At 51.2% G+C, this 22,969-nt stretch carries 19 protein-coding genes; 11 read left to right on the top strand and 8 right to left on the bottom strand.

The features are described from left to right. The first annotated feature begins 221 nt into the window (after positions 1–221). On the top strand, positions 222–2,123 hold the full coding sequence (gene mutL / locus ACFMKP_RS16735; protein ID WP_382293327.1) for a DNA mismatch repair endonuclease MutL: 1,902 nt from the start codon (positions 222–224) through the stop codon (positions 2,121–2,123). A gap of 274 nt (positions 2,124–2,397) precedes the next feature. Here mutL and ACFMKP_RS16730 read toward each other — a convergent pair whose 3' ends face one another. Further along, positions 2,398–3,495, bottom strand: a complete 1,098-nt coding sequence (locus ACFMKP_RS16730; protein WP_382293325.1) for a hypothetical protein — start codon at positions 3,493–3,495, stop codon at positions 2,398–2,400. A gap of 251 nt (positions 3,496–3,746) precedes the next feature. Further along, positions 3,747–4,832: a hypothetical protein gene (locus tag ACFMKP_RS16725; RefSeq protein ID WP_382293323.1), complete on the bottom strand. Its 1,086-nt coding sequence runs from the start codon at positions 4,830–4,832 to the stop codon at positions 3,747–3,749. A 759-nt stretch (positions 4,833–5,591) separates the two neighbouring features. Here ACFMKP_RS16725 and ACFMKP_RS16720 point away from each other — a divergent pair. Together ACFMKP_RS16720 and ACFMKP_RS16715 are read left to right on the top strand one after the other, a co-directional pair. After that, positions 5,592–6,503 (top strand): pseudouridine-5'-phosphate glycosidase, encoded by a 912-nt coding sequence (locus ACFMKP_RS16720; protein WP_382293321.1) that lies wholly within the window; start codon positions 5,592–5,594, stop codon positions 6,501–6,503. A gap of 22 nt (positions 6,504–6,525) precedes the next feature. Then, complete coding sequence (locus tag ACFMKP_RS16715; RefSeq protein ID WP_382293319.1) at positions 6,526–7,143, top strand: DUF3105 domain-containing protein; 618 nt, start codon at positions 6,526–6,528, stop codon at positions 7,141–7,143. A 66-nt stretch (positions 7,144–7,209) separates the two neighbouring features. Here the strand turns inward: ACFMKP_RS16715 and ACFMKP_RS16710 are convergent, their stop codons facing one another. Next, positions 7,210–8,937 (bottom strand): glycoside hydrolase family 99-like domain-containing protein, encoded by a 1,728-nt coding sequence (locus ACFMKP_RS16710; RefSeq protein ID WP_382293317.1) that lies wholly within the window; start codon positions 8,935–8,937, stop codon positions 7,210–7,212. Positions 8,938–9,512: 575 nt separating this feature from the next. Between ACFMKP_RS16710 and ACFMKP_RS16705 the strand changes: the two genes are divergently transcribed. The 7 genes from ACFMKP_RS16705 to ACFMKP_RS16675 all read left to right on the top strand — a co-directional run bounded on the left by ACFMKP_RS16705 (position 9,513) and on the right by ACFMKP_RS16675 (position 16,910). After that, a complete protein-coding gene (locus tag ACFMKP_RS16705) occupies positions 9,513–10,739 on the top strand; it encodes a branched-chain amino acid ABC transporter substrate-binding protein (protein WP_382293315.1) in 1,227 nt (408 codons plus the stop codon). Positions 10,740–10,992: 253 nt separating this feature from the next. Continuing rightward, positions 10,993–12,006 (top strand): branched-chain amino acid ABC transporter permease, encoded by a 1,014-nt coding sequence (locus ACFMKP_RS16700; RefSeq protein WP_382293748.1) that lies wholly within the window; start codon positions 10,993–10,995, stop codon positions 12,004–12,006. A gap of 13 nt (positions 12,007–12,019) precedes the next feature. Beyond that, positions 12,020–13,771: a branched-chain amino acid ABC transporter permease gene (locus ACFMKP_RS16695; RefSeq protein ID WP_382293313.1), complete on the top strand. Its 1,752-nt coding sequence runs from the start codon at positions 12,020–12,022 to the stop codon at positions 13,769–13,771. 10 nt (positions 13,772–13,781) lie between these two features. Continuing rightward, positions 13,782–14,594: an ABC transporter ATP-binding protein gene (locus ACFMKP_RS16690; protein ID WP_382293311.1), complete on the top strand. Its 813-nt coding sequence runs from the start codon at positions 13,782–13,784 to the stop codon at positions 14,592–14,594. Positions 14,595–14,863: 269 nt separating this feature from the next. Further along, complete coding sequence (locus ACFMKP_RS16685; RefSeq protein WP_239584038.1) at positions 14,864–15,571, top strand: ABC transporter ATP-binding protein; 708 nt, start codon at positions 14,864–14,866, stop codon at positions 15,569–15,571. Beyond that, positions 15,568–15,942 (top strand): cupin domain-containing protein, encoded by a 375-nt coding sequence (locus ACFMKP_RS16680; RefSeq protein WP_382293308.1) that lies wholly within the window; start codon positions 15,568–15,570, stop codon positions 15,940–15,942. The genes ACFMKP_RS16685 and ACFMKP_RS16680 overlap by 4 nt, the downstream gene beginning before the upstream one ends. A 101-nt stretch (positions 15,943–16,043) precedes the next feature. Continuing rightward, a complete protein-coding gene (locus tag ACFMKP_RS16675; RefSeq protein ID WP_382293306.1) occupies positions 16,044–16,910 on the top strand; it encodes a hypothetical protein in 867 nt (288 codons plus the stop codon). 522 nt (positions 16,911–17,432) lie between these two features. Here ACFMKP_RS16675 and ACFMKP_RS16670 read toward each other — a convergent pair. The 3 genes from ACFMKP_RS16670 to ACFMKP_RS16660 are packed head-to-tail and all read right to left on the bottom strand — an operon-like array spanning position 17,433 to position 20,037. Further along, complete coding sequence (locus ACFMKP_RS16670) at positions 17,433–18,449, bottom strand: lysylphosphatidylglycerol synthase transmembrane domain-containing protein (RefSeq protein WP_054534088.1); 1,017 nt, start codon at positions 18,447–18,449, stop codon at positions 17,433–17,435. After that, a complete protein-coding gene (locus tag ACFMKP_RS16665) occupies positions 18,446–19,363 on the bottom strand; it encodes a glycosyltransferase family 2 protein (protein ID WP_382293304.1) in 918 nt (305 codons plus the stop codon). Before ACFMKP_RS16665 ends, ACFMKP_RS16670 begins: the two co-directional genes overlap by 4 nt. Positions 19,364–19,401: 38 nt before the next feature. Further along, a complete protein-coding gene (locus ACFMKP_RS16660) occupies positions 19,402–20,037 on the bottom strand; it encodes a TetR/AcrR family transcriptional regulator (protein ID WP_382293302.1) in 636 nt (211 codons plus the stop codon). A gap of 96 nt (positions 20,038–20,133) precedes the next feature. Between ACFMKP_RS16660 and ACFMKP_RS16655 the strand changes: the two genes are divergently transcribed. Further along, positions 20,134–20,685 (top strand): peroxiredoxin-like family protein, encoded by a 552-nt coding sequence (locus tag ACFMKP_RS16655; RefSeq protein WP_382293301.1) that lies wholly within the window; start codon positions 20,134–20,136, stop codon positions 20,683–20,685. 57 nt (positions 20,686–20,742) lie between these two features. On the opposite strand, the gene ACFMKP_RS16650 is transcribed toward ACFMKP_RS16655, so the two are convergent. Both ACFMKP_RS16650 and rimI read right to left on the bottom strand, forming a co-directional pair. Then, positions 20,743–22,119, bottom strand: a complete 1,377-nt coding sequence (locus ACFMKP_RS16650) for a UDP-glucose dehydrogenase family protein (RefSeq protein ID WP_382293299.1) — start codon at positions 22,117–22,119, stop codon at positions 20,743–20,745. A gap of 197 nt (positions 22,120–22,316) precedes the next feature. Beyond that, positions 22,317–22,952, bottom strand: a complete 636-nt coding sequence (gene rimI, locus ACFMKP_RS16645) for a ribosomal protein S18-alanine N-acetyltransferase (RefSeq protein ID WP_204757635.1) — start codon at positions 22,950–22,952, stop codon at positions 22,317–22,319. Positions 22,953–22,969: the final 17 nt, after the last annotated feature.

Raw genomic sequence — 22,969 nt, 5'->3', positions numbered from 1 at the left:
TTGGCTTTGGGCTGACAAAAACATAATCCTAAACATCTGTGTCAATCTATGGCTAAAAAATAATTATCCTTCGTGATCTTCGCGTTCTTCGCGGTTGCTGCTTTTCCGATCCCCAGCAACTAACCCCCGATCCCCATTTCCAGAATAGCTCATTTATGCTAAAAAGCCCAAATTATGCTACAATGGCAGGGTAAAATGTGCATCTACGAGGAGCCAGAGCAATGCCAATTCGTGTTTTAGACCCAACTTTAGCCGCCCAAATCGCCGCTGGTGAGGTGGTTGAACGCCCTGCTTCGGTGGTCAAAGAATTAATTGAAAATTCGGTTGATGCTGGCGCTACTGAGATTCGGGTCGAAGCACGCGAAGGTGGCAAACGCGAGTTGCGCATCCAAGATAATGGCTCTGGGATTCCAAGTGACGAGGTTGAAACGGCATTTTTGCGCCATGCGACCAGCAAAGTTACCGAGATTGAGGATTTGTTCTCGATTCGCACGCTTGGGTTTCGTGGCGAAGCCTTGCCATCAATCGCCTCGGTCGCCCAAGTAACCTGCCTTACGCGTACCGCCGCTGACGAGGTTGGCACCGAATTACGAATTGCTGGTGGAGAGATTCAGGCTAAAACTCCCCGTGGCTGCTCGGTTGGCACGACCTTCACAATTCGCAATTTGTTCTATAACACGCCAGCGCGGCTCAAATTTATGCGTTCCGATGCCACCGAAATGAGCCAGATTAGCACCATCGTGACCCAATATGCCTTGGCCTACCCCAATATTCGCTGGACATTGCTGCTTGATGGCAAGCTTGCGCTGCAAACGCCAGGCAATGGTCGCTTGCTCGATGCTTTAATCGAATTGTATGGCATTGATGTTGGCCGCGAGATGATTAGCGTCGATCGCACCTCGGAAGCAGAAGATGAGACGGTGCGGGTGCATGGCTTCGTTAGCCAGCCTTCAACCTTCCGCGCTGCTCGTTCCTACATGCATTTATTCGTCAATCAACGCTGGATCAAGCCTCAAGGCAATTTGGTTTATATGATCGAAGAGGCTTATCATACGTTGTTGATGAAAGGCCGCCACCCAATCGTGGCCTTGAATATTGAGCTTGAGCCAGAAGCGGTTGATGTAAATGTGCACCCAACCAAGAGCGAGGTCAAGTTCCGCAATCAATCGCATGTCTATGGCGCGTTGACCAAGGCCGTGCGCGAAGCCTTAGCAGCACAAAGCACCATTCGGGCTTGGACAGGCTTTGGGGCCAATGAAAGCGTCAATCGGCGGGTCGAATTACGCTCGCCAAATGGTGAACGGCGTGGGTCGAGCAACGATGCGCCCTTATTTGATGATGCACCAGTCGCGCCGCGTCCACAGGTCAATAATTATCCCGATGATGATTTTGATTCGACCGTAGCGTTGCCGCCAATCGCCAAACAGGCGCGCTTTGAAACACCAGCAACCAGCCAAAGCCAGCCAAGCGCCTTTTTGCCACCTCAACAACAAGCCTTCGATCCGGCATATGCGCCGAGCATGCCTGAGCCAGGCGAGGCCAAATTGCCAATGCTACGGGTGGTTGGCCAAGTAAACGAAACCTACATTGTGGCGGAAAGCAGCGATGGCATGTACTTGGTCGATCAACATGCTGCCCACGAACGAGTGGTTTATGAGCGCTTGATGGCTGAGCACCAAGATGTGCCGATTGAGCGCCAAACCCTGATGCTAGCCCAGCCAATTGAATTGCCGCCAGCAGTAACGCGCTTGCTCAGCGCGCATTTGGCCGATTTGGAACAATGGGGCTTTGAAGCAGAGGAATTTGGCGAAGGCACATTGATGTTGCGGGCGGTGCCAAGCAATCTCCACGTTGGCCAAATTGCAACTGCATTAATGGAAATCGCCGATCATCTAAGCTACGAAGGTGGCGCTACCAGCGATGATCGACGCGAAAAGATGTTAACCACCATCGCCTGCCATAGCTCAATTCGGGCTGGTAAAACCCTGACCCACGAAGAAATGCGCCAACTGCTGCAACAACTTGAACGCTGCGAAATGCCGCGCACCTGCCCCCATGGCCGCCCAACCATGCTCCAAATTACTCAAGGCCAAATCGAACGCCAATTTGGGCGCAAAGGCTAGCTAAAGAGCATAGAGCATAGAACATTGAACATAGAAGATGTACGAGTTCATGAGGTTAACCACGGCTTGATCCCCTCACCCCCTAACCCCTCTCCCACGTGGCGGGCGAGGGGCTTTAACGCCGTGGTTCTTGCGCAATACGGGGGTAAAAACCAGTGCTCCCCCTCGCCCGCGTTCAGTGGGCGAGGGGGTTGGGGGTGAGGGAATGCCACGTGTTGCTAATCCAATGAAACAATACATATAGCCTATAGCGATCGTTCCTATCCTTCGTGAATCAAAGCTCCTGATCTGTGCTCGCTTCAATTATCCTTGCATAGGGTGGAATCGCGATTAAGCTCAGGCAAAAGCCCAAAATCGCTACTTCAAACACCATGCCCGTCCACATATGGGTAATCCAATTGAGGCCGATACTGGCCATAATTATCAGATAGTAGCCAAGGAAGAAGCCAGCAGGCAGCAAACTGCACAGCAGGCGAACGCGCAATGGGCGTTGTTGATTAATCTTGAAGCCATGCATAGCCAGATCAGAAAGCAAGCCTACGATTGCTGCCCAAACTACGACTGACCAATAGGCTCTCGATGTTTGATTGTGCACAAACCAAATTAAAGCTGTGCTCCCGCCAAGTAATAGCGTCATTGCCCCAAATGGCAAGGGCCAGAAGCGCAGCGAGAGCAGCAACACCCCAATTAACACCAGCGTGGTGATGATGCCTGTACTAATCCCACGTAGATCAATATCCGACATCGTTGTGGCAACATATGGCTCGGAGAGCAATGGCGCATTGACGATTGGGCTGGCATATTGGGTAAAAAAGCTCACGGCAGCCATCAGAAAAAATAGCGACATCACCATCGGGCCTAAATCACGCCAGCCATGCAAGCGCGCTCCAGCTTGGGTTTGAATCCAGGCAGTACGTAATGGCGCAGTGCCAAATAACATCGCCCCGCTGATAATCATCAAATGTGGTGGGCTAAATAACGCATCGATGCGCAATTCAAAGCCAAACCATTCGTGCCACATAAAATCCAGCGGGGCAGCAAATGAAAACAGCAGAATGCCCAACAATGCAGGGAAATAGCCGCGGGGCAAGGCTTTGGTCAGCGGATAGTGGCGATACATATTGCGCAGTTGCACCGTGCCAATCAAGCAGGTAATGCCTAAAAAGCCCGAATAAAGCACTGCATGCCACGGCGAAAAAAACGTATCGACCCGTTGCTCTTTATGCGCCAAACCATCAATAAAAAGCCCTATAATCAACCAAATGCTAAAGAAAATACACAATGCATCAAGCCGTTTGCTGAATGGTGGATAGCCTACAGGCGCAGGATTCAGCCGTGCTGCGGTAGTTTTGGTTGGGCCGACCGTTGCCATGCTTGGCCTCCTTGCATGTGATAGGGCTATGGCGATAAAGAGCAAGTAGAGTGGAATGCTAAGCAAGAATGGCTCGACCGCCTTGTCATAAGTATGGCCATAGTAGCATAGATTCCAGCGGCGACGATAGCCAAAAGGTAAATACTTAGCACACCAAAAGGTGCTATCCGGCCTAGTTTCCCTACACTTCTTAAAAACTAAACGCACTTCATCGGCCATGAAGTGCGTTTGCAAACGGCGAAATTGCGTTTTTAGTCAGCTTTAGGCAGGGTTTCGTAGGGCGGAGCCACCAAGAAACTCAACATCAAGCCAACAATGGCTACTTCAAAAATCATGCCTGTCCACATATGGGTAATCCATGTCAGGCCAGGCCCAGCCATAATAATCAGGTAGTAGCCCAAAAAGAAGCCTGCTGGCAACAAACTACAGAGCAAGCGAATGCCCAAACGGTTATGGCGATCGATCTTCCAATAGTGCATAGCGCAATCGGCAGCCAAGCCAATAACCACTGCCCAAACCAAAACCGGCCAATAGTTCATGACTTTCGAGACCCGCATAACCCAGAGCATAAACATACTGCCGCCGACCAACAGCGTAATTGAGCCAAATGGCAAGGGCCAGAAGCGCAGCGAAAGCAACAAAATGCTAATCAAAACGAAGGTGCTGATATGGGCTGAAGCAATCCCCCACAGGTCAGTCCGATACATCTCGATTTCGACACTATAAGGCGAGGAAAGCCATTTGGGCGAAGCCAAAGGATGGGCATATTGGGTCATAAAGGCGGTTGTGACCATAAAGAAAAACAGCGACAAGACCATCGGAGCAAGCCCACCCCGCCAGCCAACCAGTTTCTCGCCTTGTTGCAAGCGAATCCACGCCGTACGTAAAGGAGCGGTTCCAAACAACATCGCGCCAGTAATCAGCATCAAGTGCGGCGGGCTAAGCAAAGCATCAAGCCGCAGCTCAAAGCCAAAAACGTCGTGCCAAATAAAATCCAGCGGCGCAGCAATCGCAAACAAAATAATGCCCACCAAGGCCAGCAAATAGCCGCGGGGCAAGGCCCGCCAAATGCTGTAGCCTTTGTACATATTGCGCAGTTGCAACCCGCCAATCCATAGTGCTACCGCCAAAAAGCCAGAGTAGAGAATAAGATGCCATGGCGTAAAGAAGGTATCAACTGCATTCTCTGCATGGGCGGCACCATCGGCGAATAAACCAACCAACCACCATGCAGCAAAAACCATTGACATGAAATCAAAGGTGATGCTCGACGGTGGATACTCATCTGGGCGTGGCAAACTCGAAACATTCCGATCAATCCGTCCGATTGAGGCCATGGGAATCCCCCTATTCTGATGTTGCTGGACTGGTGTAGACGCGCTGGTTGGTAGCCTTTCCACAAGCATGGGGGAAATGCCGTTCTGATTGATGCGAGGACGTTGCTCAAACATGGAGTGGCCCTATTATGCCATAAAATCATAGTCTAGTGGTAGGGTATCGAGAACAGAGAACAGAGAGCATTGAACAGAGAGCATTGAACAAATTGGGCATTGGTTTTGATCCACGAAGGCCACGAAGGGCTACGAAGCCTCGCAACCGTGAAGATCACGAAGGACACGAAGATGGGGCTTTTGACTATGGACTGTTGACTTGCCTTTTGACTTTTAATTTGGCATTTCATTCCTCATACTTTTATTTTAGCCACAGATTGGCACAGATTTTTAGGATTATGATCGTGCCAGCCCATAGCCTATAGCCATCATTGCTCTGCGCCGCTGCGTTAAACTATTAATCCATGAATAGTTTTTTTGCCATGAATTGCCCGAAGCATGTTCCGCTAGCCAATAGCCTATCACCCATAGCCTCGTCCCTTTTTGCCTTTTGACTTCTGACTTCATACTTTCGTTCTATACTCTTTTTTGCCTTTTGACTTTTGACTTCTGATTTGATTGCTCTTGTTCTTGAGTAACTTGCGTTAGAATATTAATTTAGGACTATTGGCACGCATGGAGAAGATGTAGTTATGGTATAGTTTTGTTTCGATTGAAGTTATCGAGGCTGACCTACTTATTTAATCGCCACAGAAGGAATAGATTGTGACCAACTTAATTCTCGCACCTGAGGTGCAAGCAGCGTTTGCCAATGGCCAACCAGTGGTGGCCTTGGAATCAACAGTCATTAGCCATGGCCTGCCCTACCCGCATAACCGTGAAATTGCCTTGCAACTTGAGGCAACGGTGCGGGAAGCAGGAGCCGTGCCAGCCACGATTGCCGTGATTCAGGGCGCGGTCCATGTTGGGTTAACCAACGAGCAAATTGAGCATTTTGCAACCGCCAAAGATGTGCTGAAACTGAGCCGTCGCGATATTGGCTACGCTGTTGCCACAGGCCGCGATGGCGCAACAACCGTTGCGGCAACCATGGCCATCGCTGGCTTGGCTGGTATTCAAGTCTTTGCAACTGGCGGCATTGGCGGCGTACATCGTGGTGCGCGCGAAAGCTGGGATGTTTCTGCCGACCTTGGCGAATTGGGCAAAACCCCAGTTTTAGTGGTTTGTGCAGGCGCAAAATCGATTCTCGATTTGCCAGCAAGCTTAGAAGTGCTCGAAACCTATGGCGTGCCCGTAGTTGGCTATACCACCGAAGAACTGCCAGCTTTCTATAGCTCCCACAGCGGCTTGCAACTAGGTCGCAAGGTTGATGATCCAGCGCAAGCGGCAGCAACTTGGGCTGCGCATCGAGTCTATGGCGGCGGCAGCGGCATGGTCTTGGCAGTGCCACCACCAGTCGAAAAAGCGCTTGATCCTCAATTTGTTGAAGCAGCAATTGGGCGGGCAATTGCTCAGGCCGACGCAGCAGGCATTCGGGGCGCAGCAGTTACCCCATTTTTGCTCAGCGCCATGGCCCGCGAAACCGAAGGCGAAAGCATCGCCACCAACACCGCTTTACTCAATAATAATGCTCAAATTGCTGCGCAAGTAGCAGTTGCCTTGTTCCAATCAGTTTAATCTATTTCAAGGAGTTCTTCGCATGTCTCAACCTCGTCGTGGTCGTCGCCAAGTGAACCAAAAATCGCAGTTGCCGTTGGTTTTCGGCATTGGGGCTTTAATCTTAGTGCTTGTGGTGGTTGGCGTTATCTTGCTGAATCGTGGCAATGGCAATGAAGTTGAAAAGGTGACGGTTGCTGAAGGAACCACAGCGCCCTCAACGACTGGGGTGGTGCAAGAATTGCCCGATGAGGGCCAACAACACGTTGCTGATGGTACAAAAGTGGAATACAAACAGAATCCACCAACCTCCGGCAGCCACTGGGCTGGCCCAGCGCAATGGGGTCTTTATCAAACTAATCCGCCAGAAGATGAGCGGATTGTGCATAACATGGAGCATGGCGGGGTGATTATTTGGTTCAAGCCAAGCGCCACCAGTGCTGCCGAAAACGAGCAATTGGTCAAATTGTTTACTGCCTTAAGCGCCGAACAATATCGCACCATTTTGGTTAGCCGCGAAAATATGGATACCAAAATCGCCTTGACCGCGTGGAACCATCGCCAATTGTTGGATAGCGTTGATGAAACTGCAATTCGGGCCTTCTTTAACGAGTATATTCTCAAAGGCCCCGAATGTGTCAACATGCGCTGTCCTCAATAAGCTTAGTTAAATTGACGCGCCCACTTCGTTATGTGAAGTGGGCGCGTTTTGATTTAATGCTAGCGCTTAGTTGCCGTAGCGCCAACGGCGATAGTGTTGGCCAACATTGCCCATCTCTACTTGAAAGGCAGCGGAGTTGGTTGGGGTATAGGTCAGAATCCGGCGTTCGAAGGCTTGCACCAACATCCAGGTTTCAGTCCCACCAAGTTTGGCCCGCATCCAATAGGCATCGCTCAGCGGATAGCCGAAAGCAAAGACCCAATCGACAACTTGGCCTTCAACGAAGCGACCATTTTCATAGACTGTGCCGCGTTGGTTCATAAAATTCCAGAAAACATCGGGAATATTATGGCTGGTTTGGCTCACAAACTTGGCGTTGGTCACCACGCTTGGTGCCTCAATGCCGCTGGTCGTTGCATCGCGTTTAAGCTGAGTAACGATGGTTTGGCCTGTTTTGTCGGGCTGCGCACCCAAAACATCGCGCAGCGAGCTATAGCCTGGCGCAACATCGTTAATCGCGCGTGGATCGCCGCCCAAGGCTTCATCGGCAGGAATGCGTTGTTCAAACGAGCTATCGCCAATTTGCACTTGGCCACGAATCATTTCAACCACCAACAAGCCATTGGTCACAAACCATGGCTGGCTGCGGTCGCCATTGGGATTATTAACTTCCATGCGCGATTTGTCGAAGTATTGGACTAAGCGCGTGCTGCCACCATATGGCTCGTATTGGCCTTTGGCGATTGCTGGCCCCCAAACCCACGAGCGGTTGCTGCGCGCATCTTGGACGGGCTTATCGGTGCGTTGCCAGGTTTTCTCAAAGTTGGCATCGGCAAAGCCATCGGGAATCGTCGGCACATTATTTTTGAAGGCATTAATTTTTTCGCGCGAAATATCGAGGTAGAGATTGCCATAACTTTGGCTTGGCTCAAGCTGGCTGCCTTCATACCATTCATTCCAGCTGGTCAGAATCACCGCCCGCGCCTGATAATTCATGGCCGTATCCCAGCCAGCGCGGTAGTAGTTGCCATTCTCGCGGTCACGCAAGTGGCCGTTGCGATAGAGCAAATCATCATAACCAGGCATAACAGTTGCCACAAATGGTTTGTTACTATTGCGACGCGTGTTGTAGTCGCGCAAATTGCGGCTATACGAACTCATGGCATCGCCTTGCTTGCGTTCCCAGGTAATATCGAAAAAGTGGAGTGCATCGAACACATCGAGGAGATTGAAATTGACCCCGCCGCCGAGCCAAAATTGATTGCGATTGGGATCAACGCGATTGCGCAAATCAGTCCAATCATTCAGTGAGCCACGGCCACCAGGCAAAATCGTATCGTTCCAGAAGATGAAGACTGGCTTGCCATCCCAATGCCAGTAGGCACTACTTTTGGCGAGGTCAGCCATTTCGCGCATATTATCGACAATTGCTTGAGTTGAGCCAAGCGTGCCATCGGCCACCGGATCAACGCTGAAGGCGATGTTGAAATTGCCTTCTTGCTCGGCGAGTTGCAGCAAACGTGCACAGGTATAGCGCCATGTACAAATAAAGCCATCGATGCCAGCGTTTTTGGCTTGGCGAATATGGTTGAGCATGGTGCTATCGCGGTCGCTCTCGTAGAGTTCTAGTGGGCGATCGCGAATCTTATCGAGATACCACGTTTGGCTGCCCCACCAGCCGTAATAGTAGGCAAAAACCGGGCGCGAAGGCTCGGCAGCGCTGGTTGCGGGCGAGTTGGAGGGAATGATGGTGAGGCTTAAGATCAAGCCCAGCAGGAGAAGAATCCGTCGCATGTTTGCTCCTTTCGTCCACTGCGACTCAGGTGTTCTTATTGTACAAGCAAAATGGAGATTTAGGAGTCCGTTTGGTATGATCCACGAAGATCACGAAGGGAACGAAGGCCGAAACCGCGAAGGACGCGAAGATCGCGAAGAACGTCAAGCTCCATGTGGAGAGCATATCCCTTCATCCCTCATCCTTCATCCTTGCCGTTGGCCACAGATTGCACAGATTGTTGTGATGATGCTTCCCATAGCCAATAGCCGATAGCCTCGTCCTTTTTGACTTTTGACTTTTGACTTCTGATTTGGTATTTCATCCTTCATCCCTCATCCTTCATCCCTCTCATTGTCCTACCTCGATTGTTTGACAAAACCATGCTCGTTGTGTACACTACCGCCCTATAAGTCCCTCTACTTTCTCCCAATCCAACCCGCTACCATTGCAGGTAGCTCGTCGTTCAATGATTGCACCTTAGAGTTCAATGTGGCTTTTAAGGAGGTTAATGCCTCATCACTAAAACCATGTATGGCTTTGGGCTAGCCAGTTTTAGGCTTTCCTCGCTTTTAAACAAGGAGCAACTGGAATTATGAAACGTTTTCTTTCATTCTCGCTCGTCTTGACCATGATCATGGTAATTTTGGCCGCATGTGGTACCCAAACTGGTGGATCAGGCACCAAAACCACCGTCACGATTGTTAGCAGCTTACCTCGCACCGGTTCCTCAAAAGGACAAACAGATACCATCGTAAACGCCATTAAGATGCGTTTAGAAGAAGACAAATACGCCGCGTGCAATGGTAATGTTGAAATCAAGTATGAAGATCTTGACGATGCAACCGCAGCCAAAGGCGCTTGGGACGAAACCAAAGAAGCAGAAAACGCCAACGCTGCTGCCTCAAACAAAGATGTGATGGTCTACATTGGGACCTTCAACTCAGGTGCTGCCAAGATTTCGATTCCAATCTTGAACAACGCAGGGATTGTGATGATCAGCCCAGCCAACACCTACCCTGGCTTGACCAAGGAAGGCAAAGGCGCTGAAGGCGAACCAGCAGTCTACTATCCAAAAGGCACCCGCAACTACACTCGGGTTGTGCCAGCAGATGACTTACAAGGTGCAGCAGCAGGCAATTGGGCCAAAGAATTGGGCGTAACCAAAGTCTATGTGCTCGATGATACCGAGTTGTATGGCAAAGGCATTGCCGACGTATTCGCTGCTACCGCCGAAAAGAATGGCATTACAATCCTTGGCCGTGATGGTATCGACTCAAAGGCTAGCGACTACAAAGCCTTGATGTCGAAAATCGCCGCCACCAACCCAGATTTGATCTACTTCGGTGGGATTACCCAAAGCAACGCAGGCCAATTGGTCAAAGATATGCGCGCTGCTGGCATGACCGCTGATAAAGTCAAGTTCATGGGTCCAGACGGCATCTACGAACAAGCCTTTATTGATGCAGCTGGAGCTGATAACGCTGAAGGCGTATACGCAACCTTCGGTGGCGTTCCACCATCGAAGCTTGAAGGCAAGGGTGCCGAATGGTACAACGCCTACAAGGCCAAATTCAACGCCGAGCCAGAAGCCTACGCTGCTTATGGTTATGATTCAACCAACGTTGCCTTGGCTGCAATCAACAAATCGTGCGATAGCATCAACCGCGAAACCATCTTGAAGAACGTCTTCGCAACCAAAGATTTCGATGGCGTGTTGGGCAAATGGGGCTTCGACGCTAGTGGCGACACGACGTTGACCCAAATGAGCGGCCAACAAATCAAGAATGGTGCATTCGAATTTGTTCAAGTCCTCAAATAAGTTTGCATACCGTTTCCAAGGGACGATCGATCGATCGTCCCTTTCCCCTGTGTGGATTATCGTCACCAGCCCCTTGCTGGGTACATAGGAATAACGCGCTATGGCAGCATCTCAAACTCCATCGTCGCCGCAGGCGGCTCCGCTTGTACCACGCGAGCCATTTCTGACCAAGCGACGGGCATTTTCGATTGTCGGCCTGATTATTTTCCTCGGATTCTTTGCCATTCCCATTTACCAAATGATCTTATTTAAAATGTGGGATAACCCTGGGCAACTAACCCAACAAATGGTGATTGGTTTGACCAAAGGCACCTATATTGCGGTAATTGCGCTTGGCTATACCTTGGTGTATGGGATTTTGGAGTTGATCAACTTCGCCCACGGCGATTTATTTATGATCGGCGCATTTTTGTCGTTGATCTTTATCAGTTTGTTTGGCTTAGATCCCAAAACCAGCTCAGGTATCACGATTTTCTTCTCGCTGATTGGCATCTTGGGCTTGGTGATGCTCTGCACTGCCTTGATGAATGCAGGGATTGAGCGCTTTGCCTATCGGCCATTGCGCAAAGCTCCGCGTTTGGCTCCCTTGATTTCAGCAATTGGGATGTCGTTTGTGTTGCAAAATTTGGGGATCTTCCTTGGCGATGGCCTAATTTGGGATAAAATTGCTGATGGGCTGGGCTCAGATGCAATTGGCCGAGTTGCCGATGCGATGGGGAGCCAATCAGTTGCCCCCAAGAATATTCCCGACTTGCTGCCCAACGGCCAAGTCTTTTTTATTCCCAATAGTTTGAAATATACCTATAAAGATCTGCTGGTAGCCGTTGTAAGCCTTGGGTTGCTTGCGGGCTTATATTCGTTTGTGCGTTTTACCAAGCTTGGTAAGGCGATTCGGGCAACCGCACAAGACCGCGACGCAGCACGTTTGATGGGCATCAACGCCGACCGCACCATCTCCGTAACCTTCCTTATTGGTGGCGCGTTGGGCGGTGCTGCCGGTATGATCGTTGGCCTCTACAACGGGACAGCAGTATTTACCATGGGGTTTACCGCAGGCTTGCTCTCCTTCACGGCAGCAGTGCTTGGTGGCATTGGCAATATCCTTGGTTCGGCTTTGGGTGGCTTGCTGATTGGCTTGATCCTCGCCTTGAGCGATCAATACATTGGTACACGTTGGTCGAATGCGGTGATTTTCGCCATTCTTGTCTTGATTTTGCTCTTCCGACCAACTGGGTTGCTCGGGCAAGAAGGTGGCCAAAAAGCCTAGAAACGAGGATTGTATGCCAAATACACAGCGCTACTTAAAAACTGGCGGGATTGGCTTTGCGGTTGGGGCATTCTTCCTATGGAATTATCCCAACCTTGGAATTGGTGCAGCATTGCTTGGTGGTTTGGTGATTGCCGCCCTCTGTTTGCTGTATAGTGCGCCATTGCCCGATATGATTAAAGCTGGCTTGATTGCTGGCTTGTTCGGCGCGGTCATGACGATTGTCTATGGAACTGATAAACCAGGGGTTGCAATTATTGCGGGAATGCTCAGTGGTTTAGGGGCTGGTTTGCTGGTCTTTCAACGTAGCCCGCAGGCCAATCCTAAGAAGGCCGCAATCTTAGGGGCCGAAGCAGGAGCAATTGCCGGGGCATGGACAGCCCTCGCGCTCCTTTTAACCGCGTTTGTGATCGCTCCTGCGGCTGGGGTTGATGCTGGCGAGTTTGCTGAGCATTTATCCGAAACCGTGATTTTTGCCGATGTGCTTGGCTTGGGCAGCGATATTTTGATTTTGCTGTTTGCCTTCGCTTTTTCGACGCTCTCGGCAGCTATCTTGGGGGCCGCTGCTTGTGCTGCTCGCAGTTTGCCATTGCGCCCAAACATTCCACTGTTGGCGGTTATCGCCTTGCCAGTGCTTTTGATTCCGTTGATCGATCGGGCTGGCAACTTGCTGTTGCTCGATGCCTTGATTCCAATTTATATCTTCATTCTGTTGGCCTTGGGCTTGAATATTGTGGTGGGCTATGCTGGCTTGCTCGACTTAGGTTATGCAGCCTTTTTCGCGATTGGAGCCTACACCACCGCGATGCTCTCATCGCCGCACCTTGGCATCAACCTCAGTTTTTGGTTGGTGATTTGGGTGGCAGCGGCGGTGGCGGCGATCGCTGGCTTAACGCTCGGTGCGCCGACATTACCCTTACGCGGCGACTATTTGGCGATTGTAACGCTTGGTTTCGGCGAAATTGTGCCAATTCTCTTCCGTAGCCTTGGTGGTGGCCCACCAAGTGGTACCTTGACCTTACGCTTCTTTGGCATGCCAATTGGGATTGAGCAAGTCGACTTGACTGGTGGCAACAAAGGGATTAACCCCATTTCACCGCCGCATTTGCCATTTATTGGCGATTTCGAGCCATCAAACAAAATTCCATGGTACTACCTGCTGATTGTGATCATGGGCTTGGCGATTTTCTTCATCAATCGCTTGCGTGATTCACGCCAAGGCCGCGCTTGGATGGCCATGCGCGAAGATGAATTGGCCGCCGATGCAATGGGCATCAACGTCGTGCGCACCAAATTGCTAGCCTTCTCGATGGGCGCGATGTTCTCGGGCTTTGGTGGCGCGTTCTATGGCGCATTTATCGGGGCGATCTTCCCAAGCTCCTTCGACTTTAGCGTCTCGATCATCTTGCTATGTATGGTGATTCTCGGCGGTTTGGGCAATATGACGGGGGTGATTATTGGCGGCTTGTTGATTCAAGGCGCTGATAAAATGTTTATTCCCAAGGGAGCCGAATTGTTCCGCGATATTGCCAACGAGCGAGCAAGCGCAACGGGCAGCAGTACGGTTGGGGTTTCGGCGCTGCAAGATCTGACTCAACAACGCTTGTTGCTGTTTGGAATTGTGTTGGTAGTGATGATGCTCGTCCGACCGGAAGGCCTCTTGCCCAACGAACGCCGTAAAGCCGAACTGCATCCCGATGACGATACGATCAATAGCAATAGTGTTGCAGCCGAGGCGGAAGCTGATCCGTCGTTGGCGGCGTAGGAGACCTGCTATGGCACCCTTGCTGCAAGCTCGCGCCATTACCAAGCGATTTGGTGGCCTAACCGCCGTGAGCGATGTTTCATTTGAAATTGAAAAAGGTTCGATTGTTGGGCTAATTGGCCCCAACGGCGCTGGCAAAACCACCTTCTTTAATATGATCACTGGTTTGTATACGCCCAGCGATGGCGATATGATTTTCGATGGCAAGCGGATCAACGGCACCAAGCCCAGCGAAGTGACCAAGCTTGGGATTGGCCGCACATTCCAAAATATTCGCTTGTTTGCGCATATGACTGCGCTCGAAAATGTATTGGTTGGCCAGCATTGCCGCATGAATACTGGCTTGCTGGGCACGCTATTTCGCACTGCCAGCATGCGCGCCGAAGAAAAAGCGGCGCGCCAAAAAGCCTTTGAGTTGCTCGAATATGTTGGCTTGGGCCGCAATAGCGCCGACGAAATGGCCAAAAATCTGCCTTATGGCGATCAACGCCGTTTGGAAGTGGCACGGGCGTTGGCAACCGATCCCAAATTGTTGTTGCTCGATGAGCCAACCGCTGGCATGAATCCCAAAGAAACCGATGCCTTGACCGCGTTGATCTATCGGGTGCGTGATGAGCGCGAACTAACCGTGCTGCTGATCGAACACGATATGAAAGTGGTCATGGGCATTTCTGAACGAGTGACCGTGCTCGATCGCGGGATTAAAATTTCCGAAGGCATGCCACGCGAAGTCCAAACCGATCCCAAGGTCGTCGAAGCTTATCTTGGCACTGGCCACGCGGCCAAGGGCAAAGGCGGCGGCGCTCCAGTATTTGATAAGTAGGGCTATTGGCTCTAGGCTATAGGTAATGGTTAATTGGATTGACAACGAGGAGCATGCCCTCACCCCCAGCCCCTCTCCCACTGAACGCGGGCGAGGGGAGCAACGACTCCGGGGTTCCCCCTCGCCCGTTCGACGGGCTAGGGGGCTAGGGGGTGAGGGGAAATCGGTGGTTAACGTGACGAACCAGTACAGTACAGCTATAGGTTGGGAATACGGTTCAATCGCCAATAGCCCAAAGCCTATAGCCTACTAAAACAAGGACATTCGCGATGTTGCAACTGCAAAATGTACATACGTATTATGGCAACATTCATGCACTCAAGGGCATTTCGCTGGAAATTAATCAAGGCGAAATTGTGACCCTGATTGGCTCGAATGGCGCTGGCAAAAGCACAACCTTGCGCACAATTTCTGGCATTACACCGCCACGAACCGGCCAAGTGCTGTTTGAAGGTAAACCGCTGAATAGCGTTCCGGCGCATAAAATTGTTTCGCAAGGCATTTCGCAATCGCCAGAAGGGCGGCGGATTTTCGCCAACCTCACGGTACGCGAAAACTTAGAAATGGGCGCATTCACCCGCAACAACAAAAGCGAAATCGCCAGCGATATGGATCGGGTGTTTGAGCTATTTCCGCGTTTGAAGGAGCGGGTCGCTCAGCGTGGCGGCACACTCTCTGGCGGCGAACAGCAAATGTTAGCGATTGGTCGCGCACTTATGTCGCGTCCCCGCTTGCTGTTGCTCGATGAGCCATCGATGGGCTTGGCTCCAGTGTTGGTTGACCTGATTTTTGAAATTATTCAAAATATCAACAGCCAAGGCACGACGATTTTGGTAGTCGAACAAAACGCCTTGATGGCCTTGGGCATCGCCCATCGCGCCTACGTGCTGCAAACTGGGGCTATTGTTAAAGCTGGCGATGCGGCTACCTTGCGCGAAGACGAAGATGTGCAAAAAGCCTACTTGGGGATGGAATGAGCGAACAAGCTTACGTGGCCCATTTGCGCGATCAAAGCGAGTTTGTGGCTGGCGATGGCTGCCATTTGCGCGAACTGCTACATCCAGAGCGCCATCCGGTTGCGCTTGGCTATAGTTTAGCCCATGCCTATGTTGAAGCTGGTGGGCGAACTGCCGATCATGTGCTTGAACAATCTGAGGTATACTACATTATCGCTGGACGTGGAACGATGGTGCTTGATGGTCAAGCCCATGCAGTCGAAGCTGGCTCGTATTATTATATTCCGCCCCGTTGTTCACAATGGCTGCGTAATGATGGCGAGCAACGCTTAGAGTTTTTATGTATCGTTGAGCCGCCCTGGACGGCGGCAGGCGAAACCATTACAGAGTAGCCTCGCTGACGAGTCTTAAGGCGCGGGTCTTCCCGCGCTTTTTTGGTGTCTCTGTTCCAGCCAGCATCGAGCTTTTTAGTGACACACCAAGGTGGAACACGATGGTTTTTGGATTAACCGCTTTAGCAGTAGTGGCCTATTCGGGATTGTCGCTGCTGTTCAAGGCCCTCGCAAGTCGGACGCGTCCGGCGCAATTGGTTTATGCTTCAAGCGTGATCGCAACAATCTGTGGATTGATTTATTTTATCGCTAGCGGCGAATCGTGGTCGTGGCCTGCGGCAATTTTGGCATTTCTAGCAGGCGTAACCTTTTATTTTGCCACGATTGCCCGCGCCAAAGCGCTGGAACACTCGCCCGCCTCGTTGGTTTTTGCGATCAGCAATTTAGATTTAGTTATTGCTGGAGTGGTGATTTTGCTGTTGCCCGCAGCCTGGAATGCGCTGCAATTTGGCTCAGTCACAATCAATTTGCCCTCGCAGGCTGGCAATCCAACGCTTGGCAATGTGCTAGCCTGTATTTTAACAGCGGTTGCGGTGTTGATTGGCGCGCAAGTTAAAGGCAGCGAAACCTTGAGCAAAGCTACCTATGTTTGTTTGGGCTTGTTGGTCATTTCAAGCTTTGCCGCCGTCACCTATGCCCGCAATTTCGGTGCTCAAATTGGCTTGTTGATGTTTGTTGATTTTGCTGCTGGCGTGATTCCAGGCCTCCACCTTACCCCTCAAGTGCGTCGCCACGAGTGGGGCTGGGGCGCAGTCATCGGCTTGGTAACCTTTGGCGGCTTTGTGGCCATGATGCATGCTCAAGCCATGTCCGATGCCGCAACCTTGCCATTTGTGCTGCTGGCGATCAACCTCAAAACTCCAATCACCGCGATTATCGCCGTGCCATTGTTCCGCGAGCAATTGACCGCCCGCAAAATAATCGCCGTCAGCTTGGCAACCTTGGCCTTGTTTATTTGGCAAATTTAAGTTTGGGGTTCAGGGATTGAGGATCGGGGTCGGGAGTTCGCATACTGCTCAGTAGGTCTACAGGTTTAAAAGCCCCTCACCCCAACCCCTCTCCCCCGTGGCGGGCGAGGGGCTTTAACACCGTGGTTCTGCCGCACGGTGCGGTGAAAACCAGTGCTCCCCCTCGCCCGCATCCAGTGGGCGAGGGAGGTTCTTACAAGGGTAGGTGTTAAGATCCCCTTACCCCAACCTCGCTCCCATCCACTGGGCGAGGGGCTTTAACACCGTGGTTTTCCCCAAGTCATTGGTAAAAAATGGTCGGCTCCCCCTCGCCCGCGTCCAGTGGGAGAGGGGGTTGGGGGTGGAGGGGACGCTCCACATCAAATGCCAATAGCCCATTCCCCTTCGTGCTCATCGTGTCCTTCGTGGTTTCCGTAACTAGCCAATTCCTCTTGCTCGCGCCAACAAACATCTGCAACCCAAAAGTCCCTCATCCTTCATCCCTCATCCTTCATCTTTCATCCCTCATACTTAACTGCAAAGCTACTCTTCAGCAGTTGCTAAATCGGTTTTGAGCAAGGCATCGCCCAGCGGGTAGCGCAACGAAACCAAGAAGCCCAGCACCACATTAATCACATTCAACACCAAAAACAGGGTTGAGATACCAAGTGCCAAGCTGGTAGCTTGTTCGCTGCTAAAGCTGCCGCCAGCAACCGGCACCATCTGACCAGTCTGAGCCAAGTTGGTCATAATCAAAATCATTACTACATCGCGAATCCCAATCCCCGCAATTGAGATGACACTCACCAACGAGATGATCGCAATCATGGCCATATACGGGCCAATATCAATCTTGACCCCAGTTGCCAAAAATAGCAAATAGAGCCGCACAAACGTCCAGCCCAAGGTCAGGAACGAAAACAGCACCAAGGTAACAATCCGGCTCAGCGGCATATGCAACACGCGATCTTTCAAGCCTGCTTTGACCGCGAGTTGGCGCAATTTGGCGGGCACGACCACGGGCAAAACTTTGGTGCTAAACCAGCGCCGCAAGCCAGCACTAGCCAAAATTGCAACCCCAACCACCACGCCCAACAGCGAGGCGATAATCAAGAGTTGCACATTGCCCGGCAAAAAGGTGCGATAAAAATACAACCCTGAGCCAGCAATAATGCCCATAATCGCTACATCAAAAAAGCGATCAACCACAATTGAGAGCAGGCTTGGCCCCAAGGGATGGCCTTCGCGGCGCAAATACCAAGCTTTAACCGCATCGCCGCCCTGCCCAGGCGTGACCGAGCCAACAAAAATTCCCAAGGTATACAGCAACGAGGCAAACCATGGGCTAATGTTGATGTTCCAGCCTTGCAAAATCAAGCGCCAGCGCCAACCCTTGGAATAGAGAAAAGGAAACACCAGCACAACCGACGCGCCAAACAGCAATGGATCGGTCGTGCGAATCACATTCCAAATACTCGTCAGATCGTTGGTCGCCAGAAACCAAATCAAAATTGCAGGCCCCAACGCCGTCAAAAGCCCATTGATAATTCTTTTTTTCATTGGCGAATCCGTTCAAAGCGCAGGGCCGCAATTGTTTCGGCCAGCAAGCCAAAACAGAAGAAAAACATGGTTGCAATCAAACAAAACAAGGCCGTCGGCGGCAAATGCAACCAATTATTATCGTTCAGCGCGCCAAGCACATACGAAATAATACACAGCACAAAGAAAAAGCCACTAACTGGTATAAACACCCGAATTGGATTAAATAGGCTGATAATCCGTAGAATGATGATCGTAAATTTAAAGCCATTCTTCAACAGCTTTTGCTTGGAGCGCCCACCCTGGCGGCGTTGCATGGCGATTGGCTCGAAGCGTACGTGGTAGCCAGCTTTGGCAAAGGCCAAGGCGCTGGTGGTTGGCCACGAAAATTGATTTGGCAAGAGGTGAATATAATCAAGCAAAATTGAACGCCGAAAGGCCCGAAAGCCCGAGGTTAAATCTTGCATTTCCATGCCAGTCAGATACGAACCTAAGCCGTTCAAGGCGCTATTGCCCAACCAACGCAGCCAATTTTCTTGGCCTGCGCGTGAACGAGCGCCAATCACCATATCGTAAGCGCCGATATAGCTCAGCAGGCGTTCGATGTCGGCAGGGTTGTGCTGGCCATCGCCATCCATAATAATTACGATTTCGCCAGTTGCGGCGCGAACACCGGTTTTGACCCCAGCGCCGTTGCCAATGTTATAAGGACGAGTGATCACCCGTGCGCCAGCTTCGGTGGCAATTTCCACCGTGGCATCGTTCGAATGATCATCAACCACGATAATTTCAAGCTCAGGGTAGCGTGTACGAACCTCGCGCACCACCCCGCCAATTGTTGCGGCTTCATTAAAGGCTGGAATCACAATGCTCACCGTCCAAGGAAACGGTGATGACGTTGTGGTTTGAGCACTTGCAAGCGTTGTGCGTTCCACAGTTGAACCTCCGGAGAGGCATTGTACCAGAAACTAGCCTAGCGCAAACGCGCTGCTTGCGGCCATAATTGCAGCGCATTCGCCACAATCGCTTGCAGTTGGCTGGTGCTCGCTCCCAAGCGCGCTTGCAACGACATGCCTTGCAACACACAAACGAAAAATTGGGCTAATTCTTCAGCGTTCGTGGCAGCTGGCAACTCGCCCATTTGCACACCCAAGGCCACTAATTCCTCGATTTTGCTCATGCGTTGCTGGCAGCGCTCGACAATAGCTTGCTCAATTTCATATGAATCGTAGGTTGCCGAAATACTAGCCAACACAAAACAGCCAGCGGGATAGGCTGCATCGCTAAAGGCTTCAGCTGCCCGTTGCAACAGGTGAGCGAGCATCGCCCGTGGCGAGCCTTGATCGCTTGGCATGGCATAGACGTAGGCTCCGCGCGTGGCCAAATAATGGTCAATCGCTTCGAGAAAAAAGGCTTGCTTGCTACCAAAGGCTGCATATAAACTTGGCGGGTTAATCCCCAAGCAGCTCGTCAAATCAGCCATCGAGAGTGTTTCATAGCCATGCTGCCAAAATTGGCGCATCGCACACTCCAAGGCATTGGTACGGTCGAATTCGCGTGGCCGACCACGCCGTTGAGTGCTCGTCGTTGAAAGTTCTTGCTCTGCCATCACATCCCCTTGCTTTGAGTATTTATTGCTATTATACTATTCTGTAATAATCACTACACAATTATTATACCGAATTTAGTAGCAAGGAGCAAGCGTATGTCGCGTTATCAAGCAGGCCAAACGATCGATCCACGGCATTTGATCAGCATTGCAGATCAAGCCATTAGCATTCCCCACCAGCAGCAATTGACCCATCTACAATTTCGGCGGTTTGCAGGCTGCCCGATGTGCAATTTACACATTCGTTCATTTATTCAAGGCCATGCGGCCTTAGCTGAGGCTGGAATTCAAGAAGTTGCGGTCTTTCATTCATCGAAAACTGCTATGCTCGCCAGCCATGCAGCAGCACCTTTTGCACTGATTGCTGACCCCACCAAAAAACTCTACGCAGCCTTTGGCGTTGATAGCTCAATTTGGGCCGTACTGCACCCAAAATCGTGGTTGCCAGCACTCAAAGGCCTGTTCAAGCATGGAGCAGGCATGCCCGAAAAAGGCCAAGACCCGCTGGGCTTGCCCGCCGATTTTCTTATTGCTCCCGATGGCACCATTGTGGCCTGCAAATATGGAGTCCATGGCTACGATCAATGGTCGCTGAGCGAGGTCTTGCAATTAGCTCAGCACTATCAGCAACGCAGCGTGGGTCACTAAAACAAGCAACCGCCCTTGATCTTAAGCAAATCAAGGGCGGCTGCACGTACAACGAAGCTATTTGTCTAAGTAGGGTGAGCCAACTGCCAAGTAGCTGTAGCCGCGTTCGACCAATTCATCGTAATCGGGAATCATGCGGCGACCATCGATAATCAAGTATGGCGCTGGCACGGTGCTTTCAATTGTGCTCGAAAGTCCACGGAATTCTTCCCAGTCGGTCGAGATAAACAGAATATCGCTACCTTCGAGGGCTGCTTTGGCCGACGAGTGGTAGGTGATGCGTTCAAACAAGTGGTTGTGTTCGGCGTTGAAGAAGCGTTTGGCTTCTTCTTCGGCCATTGGGTCGTAGGCGCGAATTTCCTTGACCCCACGGCCAAGCAAGCTTTCGACGACCTTCAAGGCCGACGCATCGCGCATGTCGTTGGTGCGTTGCTTGAACGCTAAGCCCAACAACGCTACAACTTTGTTGTTGAACTTCACGCCAGCTTCTGCCGCAGCCCGATCGATCAAGTAGGTCTTTTGATATTCGTTAATTTCATAGACCGATTCGAGCAAGTCGGTGCTTTGGTTGCGGCTCTTGAGCTGATAGATCAACGATTGAATATCTTTGCCAAAGCACGAGCCACCAGCGCCGTTGGACACAAACGAACCCCATTTGCTAATCCGAGTGTCGGCGGTTACGCCACGCTTGAGGTCTTCCATGCGCACGTTTGGCACCGATTCGGCCAAGCGTCCGCCAACCCCGTTCCAGAACGAAATGTAGGTCAGCAACAAGGTGTTGGCAACATACTTAATCGATTCAGCAGTTTCGGGCGTGGTTTCGATAAAGGCAATCCGCACGTGGTTGATAAATTGCGAGTAAATGCGGCGCAAAATGCGGAAATCTTCCTCGGTATCGGCCCCAACCACCACCCGATCAGGATGGCGCGATTTTTCAACTGCGTTGCCTTCGGGCAAGAATTCGGGGTTCGAGGCAATGCCCACGTTTGGCACATTATGGCTTTTCAACACTTGCTCAAGTTGGCGACCAGTGCCAACCGGTACAGTGCTCTTGTTGATAATCACCACGCGGCGTTGATCTTCACGTTTGGCCAACAACTTGGCCAAATGGTTAACCGCATCGAAGTAGTAGCTCAAATTCGAGGAGCCATCGCGATTAGGCGGGGTTGGCAAACACAAGAAAAAGGCATCGACCCCTTCGATTACCGGCTCAAGATCATCAATAAAATGCAGGGAACGATCGATATTTTCTTCGATAATGCTGGCTAAGCCTGGCTCATTGACATATTTTTCAATTTCTTCGCGCTTAGCGGTTTTGTAGGCAGCAATCCGCTTGGTATCAATATCATAGGCATAGACTTCGTGACCATATTCTGAGCAGACCGCAGCGTGGGGTAAGCCCACAAAGCCTGTTCCTGCAACGACGATCTTCATGCAAGCTCCTTCAGTAGGCCGCTTCGACGGTGGAAGCAACCCCAACCATTAATTAGCAACGGCACCGTCCCATGTTAACCAGCGAACAATGAACCAACATCCTCATTAATGGCTGTGCGCCCTCGCCGCACCTGACAACCAATTATCAGCCATGAATTTATGCATCATAGCCAACATACAGCATTTGTGCAACAGGACTATTCGACCATTCCAGCCTGACGCTGAAGGCGTAGCGCCAAGCGTTCGCGCAACTCACCCAAGCGTTGTTGATAGCTCGGCTCGGTAATCACATCAGTCCACATAATCAGGGCATCTTCGCCGTTGTCGGTGTAGTAGCGCACCCGCGTGCCGCTTGGCTCGAAGCCATATTTCAAATACAAGCGTTGCGCCGATTCATTCGAGATCCGCACTTCCAAGGTCAAGCGGGTTGCGCCCATATCAACGCCTTGGTCGATCAAGCCATTGAGCAACAATTCGCCGAGGCCTTGGCCACGCTGCGAAGGCGTTACCGCAATCGTTGTGATATGGCCTTCGTCGACCATCAACCACAAGCCTGCATAACCAACCAAGGGATAGGGGCTGACAGGCTGCGGCTTGGTAAACACCGATGGCAACAAGGTTTGCAGCAACGAACGCCGTGGCACATAGGGCATAATTGGCTCATCTGGCGGCAACGTCGGGCTGGAACGAGCCACAATATAGCGGCTGGTCGCTGGCGAGCTTAATTCGCGGCGATAGGTATTGGCCGACCATGGTGCAGAAAAACTTTGGCGCTCAATTTCTTGCACACGCGGAATATCATCCTCGTGCATTGCCTTTAGGAAGTAATACATTGCAGCCTTCTATGCTG

This window comes from Herpetosiphon sp. NSE202, assembly GCF_042688385.1.
In the GTDB taxonomy this organism is placed as follows: domain Bacteria; phylum Chloroflexota; class Chloroflexia; order Chloroflexales; family Herpetosiphonaceae; genus Herpetosiphon.
This window is presented reverse-complemented; position numbering and strand designations above follow the sequence as displayed.